This is a genomic window from Streptomyces sp. NBC_00078 (assembly GCF_026343335.1).
Lineage (GTDB): Bacteria > Actinomycetota > Actinomycetes > Streptomycetales > Streptomycetaceae > Streptomyces.
In genome coordinates this window covers 1,324,603-1,339,630 of sequence record NZ_JAPELX010000001.1, presented here as the reverse complement: position 1 = coordinate 1,339,630, position 15,028 = coordinate 1,324,603, and the positions used below count along the sequence as shown (strand labels likewise).

General features: G+C 71.4%; 13 protein-coding genes. 12 read left to right on the top strand and 1 reads right to left on the bottom strand.

Annotated elements, in window-relative coordinates; all coding sequences use genetic code 11:
- Nucleotides 1–93: 93 nt before the first annotated feature.
- The 7 genes from OOK07_RS06185 to OOK07_RS06155 all read left to right on the top strand — a co-directional run bounded on the left by OOK07_RS06185 (nucleotide 94) and on the right by OOK07_RS06155 (nucleotide 9,526).
- The gene (locus OOK07_RS06185) at nucleotides 94–351 is read left to right on the top strand and encodes a phosphopantetheine-binding protein (RefSeq protein WP_093590710.1); all 258 of its coding nucleotides are present in this window, start codon (nucleotides 94–96) and stop codon (nucleotides 349–351) included.
- A complete protein-coding gene (locus tag OOK07_RS06180) occupies nucleotides 338–4,654 on the top strand; it encodes a non-ribosomal peptide synthetase (protein WP_266795401.1) in 4,317 nt (1,438 codons plus the stop codon). The genes OOK07_RS06185 and OOK07_RS06180 overlap by 14 nt, the downstream gene beginning before the upstream one ends.
- A 93-nt stretch (nucleotides 4,655–4,747) precedes the next feature.
- Entirely contained in the window at nucleotides 4,748–5,788 is a 1,041-nt protein-coding gene (locus tag OOK07_RS06175; protein ID WP_266795399.1) for an ABC transporter substrate-binding protein, read from the top strand.
- 49 nt (nucleotides 5,789–5,837) lie between these two features.
- The gene (locus OOK07_RS06170) at nucleotides 5,838–6,419 is read left to right on the top strand and encodes a DJ-1/PfpI family protein (RefSeq protein WP_266795398.1); all 582 of its coding nucleotides are present in this window, start codon (nucleotides 5,838–5,840) and stop codon (nucleotides 6,417–6,419) included.
- 209 nt (nucleotides 6,420–6,628) lie between these two features.
- Nucleotides 6,629–7,669 carry an ABC transporter substrate-binding protein gene (locus tag OOK07_RS06165; RefSeq protein ID WP_266795396.1) on the top strand — a complete coding sequence of 347 codons (1,041 nt, stop codon included), beginning with the start codon at nucleotides 6,629–6,631 and terminating at the stop codon, nucleotides 7,667–7,669.
- Between the two features lie 56 nt (nucleotides 7,670–7,725).
- Nucleotides 7,726–8,691: a FecCD family ABC transporter permease gene (locus OOK07_RS06160; protein WP_266795395.1), complete on the top strand. Its 966-nt coding sequence runs from the start codon at nucleotides 7,726–7,728 to the stop codon at nucleotides 8,689–8,691.
- A 4-nt stretch (nucleotides 8,692–8,695) separates the two neighbouring features.
- Nucleotides 8,696–9,526 (top strand): ABC transporter ATP-binding protein, encoded by an 831-nt coding sequence (locus tag OOK07_RS06155; RefSeq protein WP_266795393.1) that lies wholly within the window; start codon nucleotides 8,696–8,698, stop codon nucleotides 9,524–9,526.
- A gap of 18 nt (nucleotides 9,527–9,544) precedes the next feature.
- Here OOK07_RS06155 and OOK07_RS06150 read toward each other — a convergent pair whose 3' ends face one another.
- Nucleotides 9,545–10,159, bottom strand: coding sequence for a DJ-1/PfpI family protein (locus OOK07_RS06150; RefSeq protein WP_266795391.1), 615 nt, complete (start codon nucleotides 10,157–10,159; stop codon nucleotides 9,545–9,547).
- A gap of 297 nt (nucleotides 10,160–10,456) precedes the next feature.
- On the opposite strand from OOK07_RS06150, the gene OOK07_RS06145 reads away from it, so the two are divergent.
- The 5 genes from OOK07_RS06145 (at nucleotide 10,457) to OOK07_RS06125 (ending at nucleotide 15,024) form a co-directional block, all read left to right on the top strand.
- The gene (locus OOK07_RS06145) at nucleotides 10,457–10,672 is read left to right on the top strand and encodes a hypothetical protein (RefSeq protein ID WP_266795390.1); all 216 of its coding nucleotides are present in this window, start codon (nucleotides 10,457–10,459) and stop codon (nucleotides 10,670–10,672) included.
- A gap of 102 nt (nucleotides 10,673–10,774) precedes the next feature.
- Nucleotides 10,775–11,587 carry a hypothetical protein gene (locus OOK07_RS06140; RefSeq protein ID WP_266795389.1) on the top strand — a complete coding sequence of 271 codons (813 nt, stop codon included), beginning with the start codon at nucleotides 10,775–10,777 and terminating at the stop codon, nucleotides 11,585–11,587.
- Between the two features lie 143 nt (nucleotides 11,588–11,730).
- Nucleotides 11,731–12,384, top strand: coding sequence for a superoxide dismutase family protein (locus tag OOK07_RS06135; RefSeq protein ID WP_266795387.1), 654 nt, complete (start codon nucleotides 11,731–11,733; stop codon nucleotides 12,382–12,384).
- Nucleotides 12,363–12,950, top strand: coding sequence for a copper resistance CopC family protein (locus OOK07_RS06130; RefSeq protein ID WP_266795386.1), 588 nt, complete (start codon nucleotides 12,363–12,365; stop codon nucleotides 12,948–12,950). Before OOK07_RS06135 ends, OOK07_RS06130 begins: the two co-directional genes overlap by 22 nt.
- Before the next feature lie 616 nt (nucleotides 12,951–13,566).
- Nucleotides 13,567–15,024, top strand: a complete 1,458-nt coding sequence (locus OOK07_RS06125) for a PepSY-associated TM helix domain-containing protein (RefSeq protein ID WP_266795384.1) — start codon at nucleotides 13,567–13,569, stop codon at nucleotides 15,022–15,024.
- Nucleotides 15,025–15,028 lie beyond the last annotated feature (4 nt).

The following is a 15,028-nucleotide window of genomic DNA, read 5'->3' as shown; positions in this document are numbered from 1 at the left end:
GATCCGCCCGCGCCATTGCCGTGTCGGCCATCGGCGCGGGCAGCCCGGCGAGCCCCGGCACACCACCGGACGAGTCACTGAGAGAGAGCCCCCATGCCCGAACCCCTCACCCTGGACAGCTTCCGCGCCGACCTGGCGGAGTGCCTGTTCCTGGAGCCCGGTGAAGTCGACCTGGAGGACAGCCCGCTGGACGCCGGGCTGGACTCGCTGCGCATCGTCACCCTGCTGGAACGCTGGCAGGCGGCGGGTGCCGACGTGACCTTCGTCGAACTCGCCGAGCGCACCTCCTTCGCCCAGTGGTGGCAGCTCCTCACCGAACGCACACGGGGAGCCGACCATGCCGACGCCTGACCGCCGGACCATGCCCGCGCCCGAGCACCGTCCCCTGTTGGCCGCCCAGGAGGGCATCTGGGCCGGCCAGCAGCTCGACGCGGACAGCCCCGCCTACAACACCGCCGAGTACCTGCGCATCACCGGCCCCGTCGACCCGGCCGTCTTCGACCGGGCCCTGCACCACGTCGTCGCCGAGACCGAGGCCCTGAACGTCACCTTCGACACCGACGACACCGGCCGCCCCCGGCAGACCGCCACCCCGGCCGGTGACTGGCGCACCCACATCGCCGACCTCACGGACGACCCCGACCCGCACGCCGCCGCCCTGGCCTGGATGGACCAGGACATGGCCCGCCCCGTCGACCTCACCCGAGGCCCGGTCTTCGGCCACGCCCTGCTGCGCACCGCACCGCAGGAGTTCCTCTGGTACCACCGCGTCCACCACATCGCCCTCGACGGCTTCGGTCTCTCCCTCGTGGCCCGGCGCGTCGCCGAGGTGTACAGCGCTTTTGTGGCCGGCGAACCCGTACCGGAGAGCGGCTTCGGCACCCTGGAGTCCGTCCGCGCAGAGGAGGCCGCCTACCGCGACTCCGCCCGCCACACCAAGGACCGGACCTACTGGACCGACCGCTACGCCGACCACCCGCCCGTCGCCACCCCGGCCGGCCGCTCCGCCCTGCCCGCCCGGACCTTCCACCGGCACGTCACCGACCTCGACCCGTCCGAAGCAAGCCGATTGCGCACGGTCGCCCGGGAACTGTGGGTCACCTGGTCCGAGGTGCTGCTCGCGGTGACCGTCGCCCACCTCCACCGGCTCACCCGCGCACCGGAGATCGTGCTGAGCCTGCCCGCGATGGGCCGCCTGGGCTCGGTCTCCCTGCGGGTGCCCGCGATGGTCCGCAACATCCTGCCCCTGCGCGTCCCCGTCACCCCCGACGACAGCCTGCGCGTTCTCGCCCCCCGCCTCTCACGCGAACTGCGCGCCGGACTGCCCCACCAGCGCTACCGCTACGAGCAGTTGCGCCGCGACCTGAAACTGGTGGGCGGCCAGCGCAGGCTGTCCGGGCCGGGCGTGAACATCATGCCCTTCGAATACGACCTGAAGTTCGCCGGGCATCCCAGCACCGTCCACAACGTCTCCGCCGGCCCCGTCGACGACCTCGCCGTCAACGTCTACGACCGCGGCGACGGCACGGGACTGCGCGTCGCCGTCGACGCCAACCCCGACCTGTACACAGAGGCCGAGACAGCCGCCTTCCAAGAAGGTCAGCTCGCCCTGCTGGCGGAGGCGCTCTCCGGCCCGGACCGGCCGCTCGGCGGGCCTCGGGCACATCAGGCCGTTCCCGTCCTGGACGGCGGCCCGCTGTCCAAGCCCGCCCGCCCGGTACTGAGCCTGATCGCCGATCACGCGGCACGCCGGGGCGCTGCCGTCGCCGTCGACCACGCCGGGGACCGTCTCACCTACGCCCAACTCTTCGGTGGAGCGAGGAACATCGCCCGCCGGCTGGCTGCCCGGGGTGTCCGCCGGGGCGATGTGGTGGCGGTGGCTCTGCCCCGGGGCGCCGACGCCGTCACCGCCGTCCTCGGGGTGCTGATGTCCGGCGCCGTCTACTGCCCCGTCGACCCCGAGGCGCCTGCCGACCGCACGGCCCGCCTGCTCGCCGACATCGCTCCCGCGCTCGTCCTGACGACCGGCGACCGTGCGACCGACTTCGCGGACCACACCGTACTCCCGCTGCACGAGCAGGCCCCCGTGTCCGCCGCCACCCCCGCACCGCCCGGACCCACGAATCTCGCGTACGTCCTGCACACCTCGGGCTCCACCGGCCGCCCCAAGGGCGTGGCCGTCGGACACGGGGCGCTGGCCCACTTCGTCGCCGCGGCCACACCCCGCTACGGGCTGCGCCGCGAGGACCGTGTCCTGCAGTTCGCGCCGCTGCACTTCGACGCCAGTGTGGAGGAGATCTTCCTGACCCTGTGCGCCGGGGCCACGCTGGTGATCCGGACCGACGACATGACCGAGTCGGTGCCGCGTTTCCTCGACGCCTGCGCACGGTCGCGGGTGACCGTCCTCGACCTGCCCACCGCCTACTGGCACGAGGTCGCCTACGCGGTCTCGACCGGTGCCGCCACCCTGCCCGAGGCGGTGCGGACCGTCGTCATCGGCGGCGAGGCGGCCCTGCCCGAACGGGTCGAGCGCTGGCGCAAGGCGGTCGGCACCTCGGTCACGCTGCTGAACACCTACGGCCCGACCGAGGCCACCGTGGTCGCCACCGTCGCCGACCTGCACGACCCCGAACTCGCCGCCGGAGACGTCCCCATCGGCCTGCCCCTGCCCGGCACCCGCGCGGCGGTGGTCGACGGCGAGCTGTACCTGCTGGGCCCCACCCTCGCCGACGGCTACCGGCCCGACGTGCCGGACAGCGCGAGCTTCGCCCCGCTCACGGCCCTGCCTGACGCCCCCCGCGCCTACCGCACCGGCGACCTGGTCCGCATCGGCGAGGACGGACAACTGCGTTATCTGGGCCGGGCCGACACCGAGTTCAAGATCAGCGGACATCGCGTGCAGCCCGCCGAGGTCGAGAGCGCCCTGCTCACCCATCCCCGGGTCCGGGAAGCGGCCGTCGCCGGACAGGTCCTCCCGGACGGCACCCGGCGCCTGGCCGCCCACCTCGTCTCCGAGGGCCCGGGACCGTCCGCCGCCGACGTCAGGGAGCACCTGCGGGCGAGGCTGCCCGCCGCGATGATCCCCTCCGCCGTCGAGTTCGTGGAGCGGCTGCCCCGTACCAGCTCGGGCAAGATCGACCGGGCCGCGCTCGCCGAGCCGTCCGCGCACCGGGCACCGACCACCGGGAGCCCACTGGAGCAGACCATCACCGGCGTCTGGCGGAGCCTCCTCGGCACCGGGGCCGTGGCGGTCGACGACGACGTGTTCGACCTGGGCGCCCAGTCCCTCCAGGCGATCCAGGCCGCCAACCGGCTCGGCGTGGAACTCGGCCGGGACATCAAGGTCGCCTGGCTCTTCCAGCACCCCTCCGCCGCGGCCCTGGCCCGCTTCCTCGCCGGCACGGAACGGCCGAGCGCCGCAGCCCCCGCCGGACTCCCGCCGGCCCTCCTGGCCGACACCCGGCTCGACCCGGGCATCCGGCCCGGCATCAGCCGCGCCGCCCGCGACGCCCCCCGGCGCATCCTGCTCACCGGAGCCACCGGATTCGTGGGCGCGCACCTGTCGGCCCGACTGCTGGCCGACACGGGGGCCGAGATCGTCTGCACGGTACGGGCGGCCGACGTGCCCGAGGCAACCGCCCGCATCCACACGGCTCTCACCCGGCACGGAATCACACTCGACGAGCAGGCGTCGGCCCGCCTGACGGCCCTGCCCGCCGACCTCGCCCGCGCCGATCTCGGGCTGCCCCGGGAGACCCTGGCCGACCTCGCCGCGACCTGCGACGCGATCTTCCACAACGCCGCGACCGTCAGCATCATGCGCGACTACGCCACCCTGCGGGCCGCCAACACCGAGTCCACCCGGCAACTGCTACGCCTCGCCGCCGTCAACACCACGCCCCTGCACTACGTCTCCACCCTCTCCGTGGCCCCGCCCGCGAGCCACAGCCCCGAGGTGCCGGAGGCGTTCCTGCCGCCCCACGAAGGCCTGCGCTACGGCTACCAACAGTCCAAATGGGCCTCCGAACGGCTCCTGGAACAGGCAGCCGAACGCGGCCTGCCCGTCACCGTCCACCGACTGGGCCGCGTGATCGGGCCGGCCGACACGGGATACGTCAACGAGTCGGACTTCCTGTGGAGCGTGCTGCGCGCGGGCATCCCCGAAGGCATCGTCCCGGAGCTGTACGAGGACGAGATCTGGACTCCCGTGGACTTCGTCGCACGTTCCCTCGTCCACCTGTCCCTGAACCCGGACACGACAGCCACCGGCCCGGTCTTCAACCACGCCACCCTGCCCCGCGTACGGCTTGCGGACGTCTACGACTGGGTGCGGGAGTACGGCTATTCCGTACGCTCCCTGCCGCTGGCGCGCTGGCGTGAGCAACTGCCGGGCTCGGCCGACGTCGCGGCCACGACGCTCGCCTTCTTCGACTCTGCCCAGGACGGCTCCGCCGACCGGGCCACCGAGACCGATCTGAGTCTCGGGCACGTCCGCGCCGACCGGGTCCGCGCCGGCCTGGAGCGCAGCGGCCTCGCCTGCCCGCCCCTCGACCGCGGCCTGTTCTTCCGCTACCTGGACCACAGCGTGACGGCGGGGGTGCTGCCCGCCCCCGCCCGGCGGCGGGAGACCCGTTGCGAGGTGGCCGCGAAATAGTCGGCAACTGCCGGGAACTCACGCGCACTTCGCCCCGACTACTGCAACAGAACCCGCCAGCCCATCAGCACACCCCTCACGCAAGGAGCCCGCATGCCGATCAACCGGCCGGTCGTTACCGCTCTGGCCGCAGCACTGTGTCTGCTCACGGCGGCATGCGGCGGCTCGTCGTCCGACGACAAGGCGAGCGACACGACGACCGAGGCCGCGGCTTCGAAGACCGGCTATCCGGTCACCCTAGACAACTGCGGTCAGAAGGAGACCTTCAAGAAGGCCCCCGGCCGGGTCGTCGTCATGAACGGTGCCTCGGTCGCCGAGGTCTCCACGCTCCTCGCCCTCGGTCTCGGTGACAAGATCGTCGCCAACCAGCAGACCTACGGCATGTCCGAGGTCTCTGGCCGGGCCGCCGCCATCAAGAAACTGCCCACCGGCGACGTCAAACTCAACGACGCCTACGACATCCCCCGCGAGGCCATGCTCGGCCTGCGCCCGGACCTGGTGCTGTCCACCACCTCGTACGGCTTCGACGAGAAGAACGGCTTCGCCACCCGCGACCAGCTCAAGGAAGTCGGCGCCAACAGCTACGTCTCCCCTCAGGGATGCGACCAGGACACCTCCAAGATGACCATCGCCGACAGCTACCAGCTGCTGCGCGACATGGGCAAGGTCTTCAACGTCAGCGACAAGGCCGAGAAGCTGATCGCCGCCTCGGAGAAGAACATCGCGGCCGTCAAGGAAAAGGTGAAGGGCGAGAAGCAGCCCAAGGTCATGGTGCTGTTCTCCAACATGTCCATGGGCGGCAACGACTTCAACTCCGTCGTCGCCAAGGGCATCTACAACGACATTCTCGCCAAGGCCGGCGGCGCCAACGCCTTCGAGAACGCCTCCAAGACGTCCTTCGCCGACCTGAGCAAGGAGAAGGTCGCCGCGACCGACGTCGACGCCCTCGTCGTGATCGCCTACAACGACCCGAACCCGGCGGCGTACGCCAAGAAGCTGCTCAAGGAGTTCCCTCAGTGGCCGGCCGCCAAGAACAACGCGTTCGTGACGCTGTCGGACTCGATGTACCTCGGCCCGAGCAACGACCTGGCCGTGGAGAAGATCGCGAAGATGCTGCACCCCGACAAGGTCTGAGCCGCCTGCTGCCCGAGGACGCCCCACCAGCCAAGGAGACGCAAAGCCGATGCCGCTACGTGTTCAGATCCTCATGTACGACGGGGTGGAGGAGCAGGACGCCATCGGGCCACGTGATGTTCTCGGGCACGCTGTGCAGGCGGGAGCCCAGGTGGAGACGACACTGGTGCGGCCGTCGGCTCCTGGCGAGGTGACCTGCTTCTTCGGCACCAAGGTCACGGTGCCGACCGCATGGGACCCCACCGACACCGATGTCCTGATCGTGCCGGGCGGTGGCGACCAGCTGATCCACGATCCAGACGTCCATCGCAATCTCGTACGGGCGCAGGAGGCGGGAGTCGTCATCGCCGGGGTCTGCACAGGAGTCATGGTGCTGTCCGCGGCAGGCCTGACCAAAGGCCGTCCGTGCACGACCCACCACCTGGCCAAGCCCGAACTGGCCTCCCAGGGAGGCAAGGTGATCGACGCACGGGTCGTCGACGACGGGAACCTCGTCACCGCGGGCGGTGTCACGAGCGGAATCGATCTGGCGCTCTGGCTGCTCACCCGCGCGTGCGGAGCCTCCGTCGCCCTCGGTGTCGAGTCCATCATGGAGTACGAGCAGCGCGGTGTTGTCTGGCGAAGCTCCTGACCGCCGCTGCCTGGGGCACCCATGTGTGGACTTTGCTGCCCGATCCCTCCTCGGAGATGCGCTGCCCGACCTCGGCCGACGGAACGCGCCCCGCTTCGGGATGTCCGCGAAACGGACCGCGACCGCCGGGAACTCAAGGCCACCTCGCGGCGACTACTGCAACAGAAGCCCCGTGCCCATGATCACGTCCTGCACGCAAGGAGCCCCGTATGTCGATGAACCGGCCGGCCGCCGTCGCCCTGGCCACCGCCCTCTGTCTGCTGACGGCGGCATGCGGCGGCTCGGCTTCGGACGACGAGGCGAGTGCGAAGTCGACCGAGGCCGCGGCTTCGAGGACCGGTTACCCGGTCACGCTGGACAACTGCGGCCAGAAGCAGACCTTCGAGAAGGCGCCCAGTCGGGTCGTCGTGATGAACGGCACCTCGGTCGCCGAGGTCTCCACGCTCCTCGCCCTCGGTCTCGGTGACAGGATCGTCGCCAACCAGCAGGGCTACGGCATGTCCGAGGTCGCGGGCCGGGCCGCGGCCATCAAGGCCCTGCCCACCGGCGACGTCAAGGTCAACGAGGCGTACGACATCCCGCGCGAGGCCATGCTGGGACTGCGTCCCGACCTCGTCCTGTCCGTCACCACGTACGGCTTCGACCAGAAGAACGGCTTCGCCACCCGCGACCAGCTGAAGCAGGTCGGCGCCAACAGCTACGTCTCCCCGCAGGGTTGCGACGACGACCCCTCCCAGATGACAGTCGCCGACAGCTACCAGCTGCTGCGCGACATGGGCAAGGTCTTCAACGTGAGCGACAGAGCGGAGAAGCTGATCGCCGCCTCGGAGAAGAGCATTGCGGCCGTCTCGGCCAAGGTGAAGGGCGAGAAGCAGCCCAAGGTCATGGTGCTGTTCTCCAACATGGCCATGGGCAGCAACGACTTCAGCTCGGTCTTCGCCCACGGCATCGTCAACGACATCCTCGCCAAGGCGGGCGGCTCCAACGCCTTCTCCGGCACCACCAAGGCCACCTTCGCCGACCTGAGCAAGGAGAAGGTCGCCGCCACCGACGTCGACGCCGTCGTCGTCATGAGCTACAACGACCCGAACCCGGCGGCGTACGCCAAGAAGCTGCTCAAGGAGTTCCCCCAGTGGCCGGCCGCCAAGAACAACACGTACGTGACGCTGTCCGACTCGATGTACCTGGGCCCCAGCAACGACCTGGCCGTGCAGAAGGTCGCGAAGATGCTGCACCCGGACGCCTTCTGACCCGGCTGAAGGTCCCGCTCGCGTTCACGCTGCTGCCCGTCGCGCTGGTCGCCACCATGATCGTGGCGATCAGCATCGGAGCCGTCAACGTCCCGGTCGCGGACGTGTGGGCGATTGTCCTGCACCACGTCACCGGCGCGGGGCCGGCCCCCTCGGACCTGGCGCTGGACCAGATCGTCTGGAACTTCCGCACCCCGCGGGTGGTCCTGGCGGCGCTGGTCGGCGCGGGCCTGGCCGTGACCGGGGCTGTCCTGCAGACCGTGGTGTCCAACCCGCTGGCCGACCCCGTCGTGCTGGGCTTCTCCTACGGCGCCACGCTCGGCGCGGTCCTCGTCATCACCCTGGGTGGGGGAGTGGCGCTGGCCGGGCTGGGGGTGTCGGCGGCGGCCTTCCTCGGCGCGGTGGCCGCCGGAGCCCTGGTCTTCGCGCTCGGCCGGCGCCAGGGGCGGCTGGCCCCGACCCGGCTGGTCCTCGCGGGTGTCGCCATCGGCTATGTCTTCCTCTCCGCGACCAGCTACGTCCAGCTCCAGGCGACCCCCACCGAACTGAGGACGGTCATGTTCTGGATGCTGGGCAGCGTCGCGGGCGCCCAGTGGGACCAACTGCCCACGGTCGCCGTCGTGGTGCTGGTGACGACCGTGCTGCTGTCCCTGTTCGGCCGCCGCCTCAACGTGCTGCTGGCCGGGGACGAGTCGGCCACCGCGCTCGGCGTCGACGTCAGCCGGCTGCGGGCCGTCCTGCTGGTCCTCAGCGCGCTGCTGACCGGCACGGTCATCGCGGTCGCGGGCGGCATCGGCTTCGTCGGCCTGATGATCCCGCACCTGGTGCGGCTTACCATCGGCGCCGACCACCGTCGGCTGCTGCCCCTGACGGCCCTGTTGGGCGCCGTCTACCTGGTCCTCGTCGACCTGCTCTCCCGCACCCTCAACCGCCCCAATGAACTGCCGCTGGGCATCCTGACCGCCCTGCTCGGCGCCCCCTTCTTCCTGTGGCTGCTGCGCCGCAACAAGGGCCTGGACTGAAAACATGAAACTCATCGTCGACCGGCTCCACGTCGCCCTCGACCGCACCCCGATCCTGCGCGACGTGAGCCTGGAGGCCCGCGCGGGCGAGATCGTCGGCCTCGTCGGCCCCAACGGCAGCGGCAAGTCCACCCTGCTGCGCACCGTCTATCGCTCCCTGCGCCCGGCCGAGGGGGTGGTCAGGGTGGGCGAGGACGACGTATGGGAGCTGTCCCCCCGGGCGGCGGCCCGCCGTACGGCGGCCGTCCTCCAGGACGCGGGTGGCAGCACCGCCGGTCTGACCGTGGGCGAGATCGTCGCTCTCGGCCGTTCCCCTCATCACGGTCTGCTCGGCCGTGACGGTCCCCAGGACCACGAGGCGGTGTCCGATGCCATCGACCGCTGCGGGGTACGGCCCTTCACGGACCGCGACTACACCTCTCTCTCCGGAGGCGAACGCCAACGCGTCCTGCTGGCACGGGCACTGGCCCAGAACCCCAGGCTCCTCGTATTGGACGAACTGACCAACCACCTCGACATCCGGGCCCGTTTCGAACTCCTGGACCTGATTCGTGCCACCGGTGTCACCACGCTCGCCGTGCTGCACGACCTCGACCTCGCCGCCCGCCTCTGCGACCACTTGGTCGTCCTGAGCGGCGGCGCCGTCGCGGCGGCGGGGCCGGTCCTGGACGTCCTCACCCCGGACCTGCTCGCCGATGTCTTCGGGGTCCGCGCGAGTACCGAACGGCATGCCGATGGCGTAGTCCGGATCACCTACGAGGCCAGGCCCCTCGCGCACGGTGAGAATCCCGAGGATGACGCTGCCGCCCGCCTGGCAGAGACGGCCGACCGCTGAACCGGCGGTGAGCGGGCGTCAGGCCCCGGAGCCCGGGACGGGTTCCGGAGCCTCGTACTGGATTCCGGCCCGCGTGAACTCCGCAGACTCGGCCCCGTCGTATCGGGCCACGAGGTGCAGCGCCACGTCGATGCCGGCCGACACGCCGGCGCTGGTGACGACGGTGCCGTCGTCGACGAACCGCTCTCCGCGCCGCACCTCGATCGATGGGTCGATCTTCGCGAGCTTGTCGAGATAGTCACGGTGGGTGGTGGCCGGCCGGCCGGCCAGCAGACCGGCCGCGGCCAGCACCAGTGAACCGGTGCACACGCTCGCCAGCACGGTGCCCCGCTCGTGCAGGCCGCGCAGCCACTCCAGATGTGCCGCGTCTTTGACCAGGCCGCGGGTGCCGTTGCCACCGGGATGGACGAGCAGGTCGAGCGGCAACGCCTCGTCCATGGCGTGGTCGGCGACCATGCCGAGGCCCTTCGAACCGCGCACCACTCCGACCTGCGGGCCGAGAGCCACCACGCGCACCGACGAGGTCGCGATGTGGGAGGCCCAGAACCCGAGCACCTCCCACGGACCCACCACGTCGAGTTCCTCGACATCGTCGAAGAGCAGCACACCGATTGTCAGAACGTCGTCGGCCATGGCCACACCCTAGCCCGCGGTTCGACCGACGGCACGGGCTGACCGACGCCGTCTCGCGGACGGACAACAGCCCTCCCTCATGTAGTCGTTGGCCGGTGCTGACTGGTTCCGCCGGGACGCCGGGTCCGTGAAGCACCGGGTGCGAAACGGCGCACAGGCGCGCTCGGCCCTGCCCCGGCCGCTGCGCGTGCCGGCGCGTGGCGACGTGCGCGCGGGGGTATGTCTCGGCCACCACCATCCGGCCAGGCGACGGCAAGGACCTGGTTGCCCGACCCTCCCGTCGAAAGGCAGCGCACGATGAACGAGATCAACGGCCTGGAGCCCCTGGCGACCTTCTGCGGAGAGTGCAACTGCGGCTGTCCGCAGCTGTTCGTCGACCCGGGCGCCCCCGCGGACCGACGCGTCCTGCTCACCGACGACTTCGGGCAGCGCGTCCAGATGAGCGCCGACCAGTTCTCCTCCCTGGTGGCCGACGCGAAAGCCGGAAAGCTGGACGGCATAGTCACCGCCTGACGTCCGCCGCGCCCCGGCTCACGAAGAACCGCCGCGCGGCTGAATGAAAGGCCACTCCCGTCCGTAAGAGGCGATGAGCCCATCGGTACGAGGAGTTGACTGGTGTCCCGGAGCCGTCCCGGCGCAACGCGCCGGGCGAGCCGCGCGACGTCGGCCGCGGAACGCGTTGGCAGCCCACGCGCGCTGTCGGCGGCGGTCTTCGCGGCCGTCTGCGTGGTGACGAGCGCGCTCGGACATGCCCTGATGTCCGGCGACCTGCTGCCCTGGTGGGCGCTGGGAGCGGCGTTCACGGGGACGGCCTCGGCCGGCTGGTGGCTCACCCGCCAGGAACGCGGCCCCGTGACCGTGGTCGGTGTCACGACCGCCGCGCAGGGGCTGCTGCATGTGCTGTTCGACCTGGCACACGAGGTGGCCCACGGACCGGCCCGCGCCGCGGAGACCGCATCGGCCACGGGTGCGGGCCACGCCATGATGTTCTCCCCCTCAGGGATGGCCATGCACATGGACCACTCCGGGGCGAGCATGACCATGGCGCACGCTGCAACGGCAGGCGACTCCCACGTCCTGCCGACGTTCTCGGCCGCGAGCCAGGGCCCTGCCGCGATGTTCCTAGCGCACCTTCTCGCCGCCGTCGTGTGCGGGGTGTGGCTGTGGCGCGGCGAGACGGCAGTTCACCAACTGGGCCGGGCCCTCGCGGTCGTCGTGTTCGCGCCGCTCCGCCGCGTCCGCGGGCTCCTGGGACGCCCCGTCCCCGGTCTCCGGACCCGAGCGGGCCTGCCGTCGCCCGAAGACGCCCCGGCCGCGCCGACGGCTTTCGCCGTGCTCAGGCATGCCGTCGTCCGCAGAGGACCCCCACGCCACCGCTCGGCAGCCCTGCGCGCGTCCTGTGGTCCGCTGTTCGCCATGTGCCCCTGAATCTCTCCGGTCCGCCGGGGCGGACAGGGCGGTCCGCACGCGCTGCTGTCGTGCGCTCCGTGTGTTCGTCCACCTCGGCCCTGGCACGCACCCGTCCGCCTGCGGGCGGCGGCGTGCGGTGCCCTGCATCGATCGGGATTCCCATGTACGACGTCACCTCCGTCCACCCGTCCGCCACGGACCACCCGCCGGCACCTCAACCCGCACGCCGAACCGTCCGGTTGGCCCTGGGCGCCCTCCTCGCGACCACCTTGACGGTCCTGCTCACCGGCTGCGGAGGCGACTCGGCCGGGCATGCCTCCGCCCACAGCGGGGCATCCGCCTCGTCCTCCGCCCACGGCATGGACGGCATGTCCGACAAGATGATGGGCGACCCGTCCGCCACTCCCGCCTACAAGTTGTCCGGCGCGACCGTGGTGAAGGGCACCTTCACGCTGCTCGACACCCGGCCCCCGGGCATGAACGACGTCAAGGGCACCGCATGGCTGGCCCAGGGCTCCAAGGGCACCACTGTCACCGTCTCTCTCACCGGACTCAAGCCCGGTCATGTCTACATGGCCCACCTGCACGCCCAGCACTGCGCGGACGACAACGGCGGCTCCCACTTCCAGTTCGACAAGGGCGGTGCGACCACGCCCCCGAACGAGATCCACCTGATGTTCACCGCCGACAAGTCCGGTATGGGCATGACGACGGTGACCAACTCCCGCAAGACCGGCAAGGACGCGGTCGCGGTCGTGGTCCACCCCAACGAGGCACAGGACAACCGGATCGCATGCGCCGACTTCGACTTCTGACGGCGACGGCCGGATCCACCGTGTGTGCGGGCGTGCTGCTGATCCTGGTGAACGCGCCCGCGTACGCCCACACCGCGCTCAAGGACGCCGCACCGGCTCCCGGGGCCACGGTCGGGGCCGGGACCGACGTGGTCCGCCTGACGTTCGCCAACCTGACCTCCGGCATCGCGCCGAAGATCAGGATGATCGGACCGGACGGCAAGGAGATCCCGGTCGGAGAGCCGGTCGTCACCGACACGACCACGGCCTGCGCCGCCGTCTCACCGCTGCCGAAGGGCGTCATCACCCTCACCTACTCGATCACCGCGGGGGACGGGGACGCCCAGACCAACGCCTACCAGTTCGAGGCCGCCGACGGCAAAAAGCCGGCCGGCACCCCAGCGGCGTGCGCGGCCCTGAGCCTGCCCGCCCCGGAGACGGAGGGCTCGGACTCCGTCCTGGGCCTCGGCTCCACCACGGCGACCGCGGCCCTCGCCGGGGTCGCCGCCGTGGCGGCGGGCGGCGGATTCCTCGCCGTCCGCACACTGAGGCGCCGCAGAACCCCGGAAGGGGGCGCCGGCGAGTGACCTGATGCCCGGACTCCCGTACCCGGGGCGGGAGTCCGGGCCAGTGGGCCCGCGAGGTGACGACCGACCCGCGCCCGAAGCCGCGCGTGCCACCGGCCCGCGACGCGGGCCCGCAGCGGGCGGCGGGCTGTCGCCGACGGCTTTCTGAGCCCGCTGGCCGCCACCCCGGTGGGGGCCGGCGGCCGGCGGGCGACATGGCGGTCGGCAGGCACAGAGGCCGGGCCACGCTCGGGAAGGCGCATTCCATCCGTGGCCCGGGTGAAGTCATCGTGGCACGGCGCCACGGGGCACGGGAGCGCCGACGCCGAACCGTCCCACGTGAGGATTGTCCCCCCGACCTCGGGGAACCGCAGCGGTCCTGGCGACGACCACGTGTGAACGCCCAGCGCCCGGCGTCCGCTCCGACCCCACCCGTGCGCCGTCTCATCCGCCCCGGCCGGCCTCGGCCAATTCGAGCGATTCCCCGGGAACTCGGAGCCCCTTCCAGCCGACTACTTCAGGACAGCGGCTGAATTCGGGCCCCTGGAGCGGCGTCACGGCGATCCACCGACCCGGCGCCGAACGTCCTGCACGGATTCCGGTGCCCGGTGCACCACCGACCCAGCACGAGGTGAAGATGACGACCGTCGACTCCGAAGAACCAGCCCTGCCCGAACCGGCCGGGGACGGCACCGAGGCCACCTCCACCACGACGGCCGGGAAGCCGACGGAGCCCGCGCCCGCGCCCGCGCGCAAGGCGGAGGGGCTTGGCCCGCTGCTGGCGCGGCTGCACTTCTACGCCGGGATCATGGTGGCGCCGTTCCTGCTCGTCGCGGCCGTCACCGGATTGCTCTACACCTTCACCCCCCAGCTCGACTCGCTTGTCTATGGCAAGGAACTCCACGTCGCCCGCACCAGCGGCAGCGCCGTGCCGTTGTCCAATCAGGTCGCCGCCGCCCGAGCCGAGCACCCGAAGGGCACGCTGACCGGCGTACGTCCGGGAAGAGGCGACGACACCACCCAGGTGGACTTCGCCCTGCCCGAACTCGGGGAGAAGACCCACACCGTCTACGTCGACCCGTACACCGGCAAGACGACGGGACAGCTGACCACCTGGTATGCCGAGACCCCGCTCACCACGTGGCTGGACGCCCTGCACCGCAACCTCAACCTCGGGACCATAGGCCGCTACTACTCGGAGATAGCTGCCAGCTGGCTGTGGGTGCTCGTCCTCGGCGGCCTGTTCCTGTGGTGGCGCCGCCGGCACGGCAAACGGACCGCCCGCCGCCTGCTGCTGCCCGACCGGGCCGCGAAACAGGGCGTACGGCGCACCCGCAGCTGGCACGCGGCGACCGGAGTCTGGCTCGCCGTCGGGCTGCTGGGTCTCTCGGCCACCGGCCTGACATGGTCCCGCTACGCCGGCGCCAACTTCGGCGAGGCGCTGGACGCGCTCCACTCCCACACCCCCTCCGTGGCCACCACCCTGACCACTGGAACGATCGGCTCCGGCGCCCCGAAGAGCGTCGACCCGGCCGCGATAGACGATGTCCTGAAGGCAGCCCGCGCCGACGGCGTCGACGGCCCGGTGGAGATCGCCGTACCCGCGGACACCGTCTCCGCCTGGACCGTGACACAGACCCGAAACCTCTGGCCGGTCGGACGCGACAGCGTCGCCGTCGACGCCGCCACCGACCGCGTGACCGACAAGGTCGCCTTCGCCGACTGGCCGGTGATGGCCAAACTCACCCGGTGGGGCATCAACGCCCACATGGGCACCCTATTCGGCCTCGTCAACCAGATCCTCCTGGCCCTCCTCGCCGTCGGCCTCATCTGCGTGACCGTCTGGGGCTACCGGATGTGGTGGCAGCGCCGCCCCACCCGCTCCGACCGCCGCGCCGCGCTCGGTACCCCACCCGCCCGCGGAGGCTGGCGCAACCTGCCGTCCGGGGCCGTCGCCGTCGGCATCATCGTGGTCGCCGTGATCGGCTGGATCATTCCGCTGTTCGGTATCCCGCTGGCCGTGTTCCTCGCCGTCGACCTGACCGTGGGCGTCGTCCGGAACCGCCGCACGGCCGGGTCCGCCACCGCGGGCTGACCGG

Excerpts from the sequence above, each read along its gene's own strand:
- OOK07_RS06165 (WP_266795396.1), top strand. The coding sequence starts at position 6,629 with ATGTCGATGAACCGGCCGGCCGCCGTCGCCCTGGCCACCGCCCTCTGT.
- OOK07_RS06130 (WP_266795386.1), top strand. The coding sequence starts at position 12,363 with ATGCGCCGACTTCGACTTCTGACGGCGACGGCCGGATCCACCGTGTGT.
- OOK07_RS06125 (WP_266795384.1), top strand. The coding sequence starts at position 13,567 with ATGACGACCGTCGACTCCGAAGAACCAGCCCTGCCCGAACCGGCCGGG.
- OOK07_RS06175 (WP_266795399.1), top strand. The coding sequence starts at position 4,748 with ATGCCGATCAACCGGCCGGTCGTTACCGCTCTGGCCGCAGCACTGTGT.
- OOK07_RS06170 (WP_266795398.1), top strand. The coding sequence starts at position 5,838 with ATGCCGCTACGTGTTCAGATCCTCATGTACGACGGGGTGGAGGAGCAG.
- OOK07_RS06150 (WP_266795391.1), bottom strand. The coding sequence starts at position 10,159 with ATGGCCGACGACGTTCTGACAATCGGTGTGCTGCTCTTCGACGATGTC.
- OOK07_RS06180 (WP_266795401.1), top strand. The coding sequence starts at position 338 with ATGCCGACGCCTGACCGCCGGACCATGCCCGCGCCCGAGCACCGTCCC.
- OOK07_RS06160 (WP_266795395.1), top strand. The coding sequence starts at position 7,726 with ATGATCGTGGCGATCAGCATCGGAGCCGTCAACGTCCCGGTCGCGGAC.
- OOK07_RS06185 (WP_093590710.1), top strand. The coding sequence starts at position 94 with ATGCCCGAACCCCTCACCCTGGACAGCTTCCGCGCCGACCTGGCGGAG.
- OOK07_RS06155 (WP_266795393.1), top strand. The coding sequence starts at position 8,696 with ATGAAACTCATCGTCGACCGGCTCCACGTCGCCCTCGACCGCACCCCG.
- OOK07_RS06145 (WP_266795390.1), top strand. The coding sequence starts at position 10,457 with ATGAACGAGATCAACGGCCTGGAGCCCCTGGCGACCTTCTGCGGAGAG.
- OOK07_RS06135 (WP_266795387.1), top strand. The coding sequence starts at position 11,731 with ATGTACGACGTCACCTCCGTCCACCCGTCCGCCACGGACCACCCGCCG.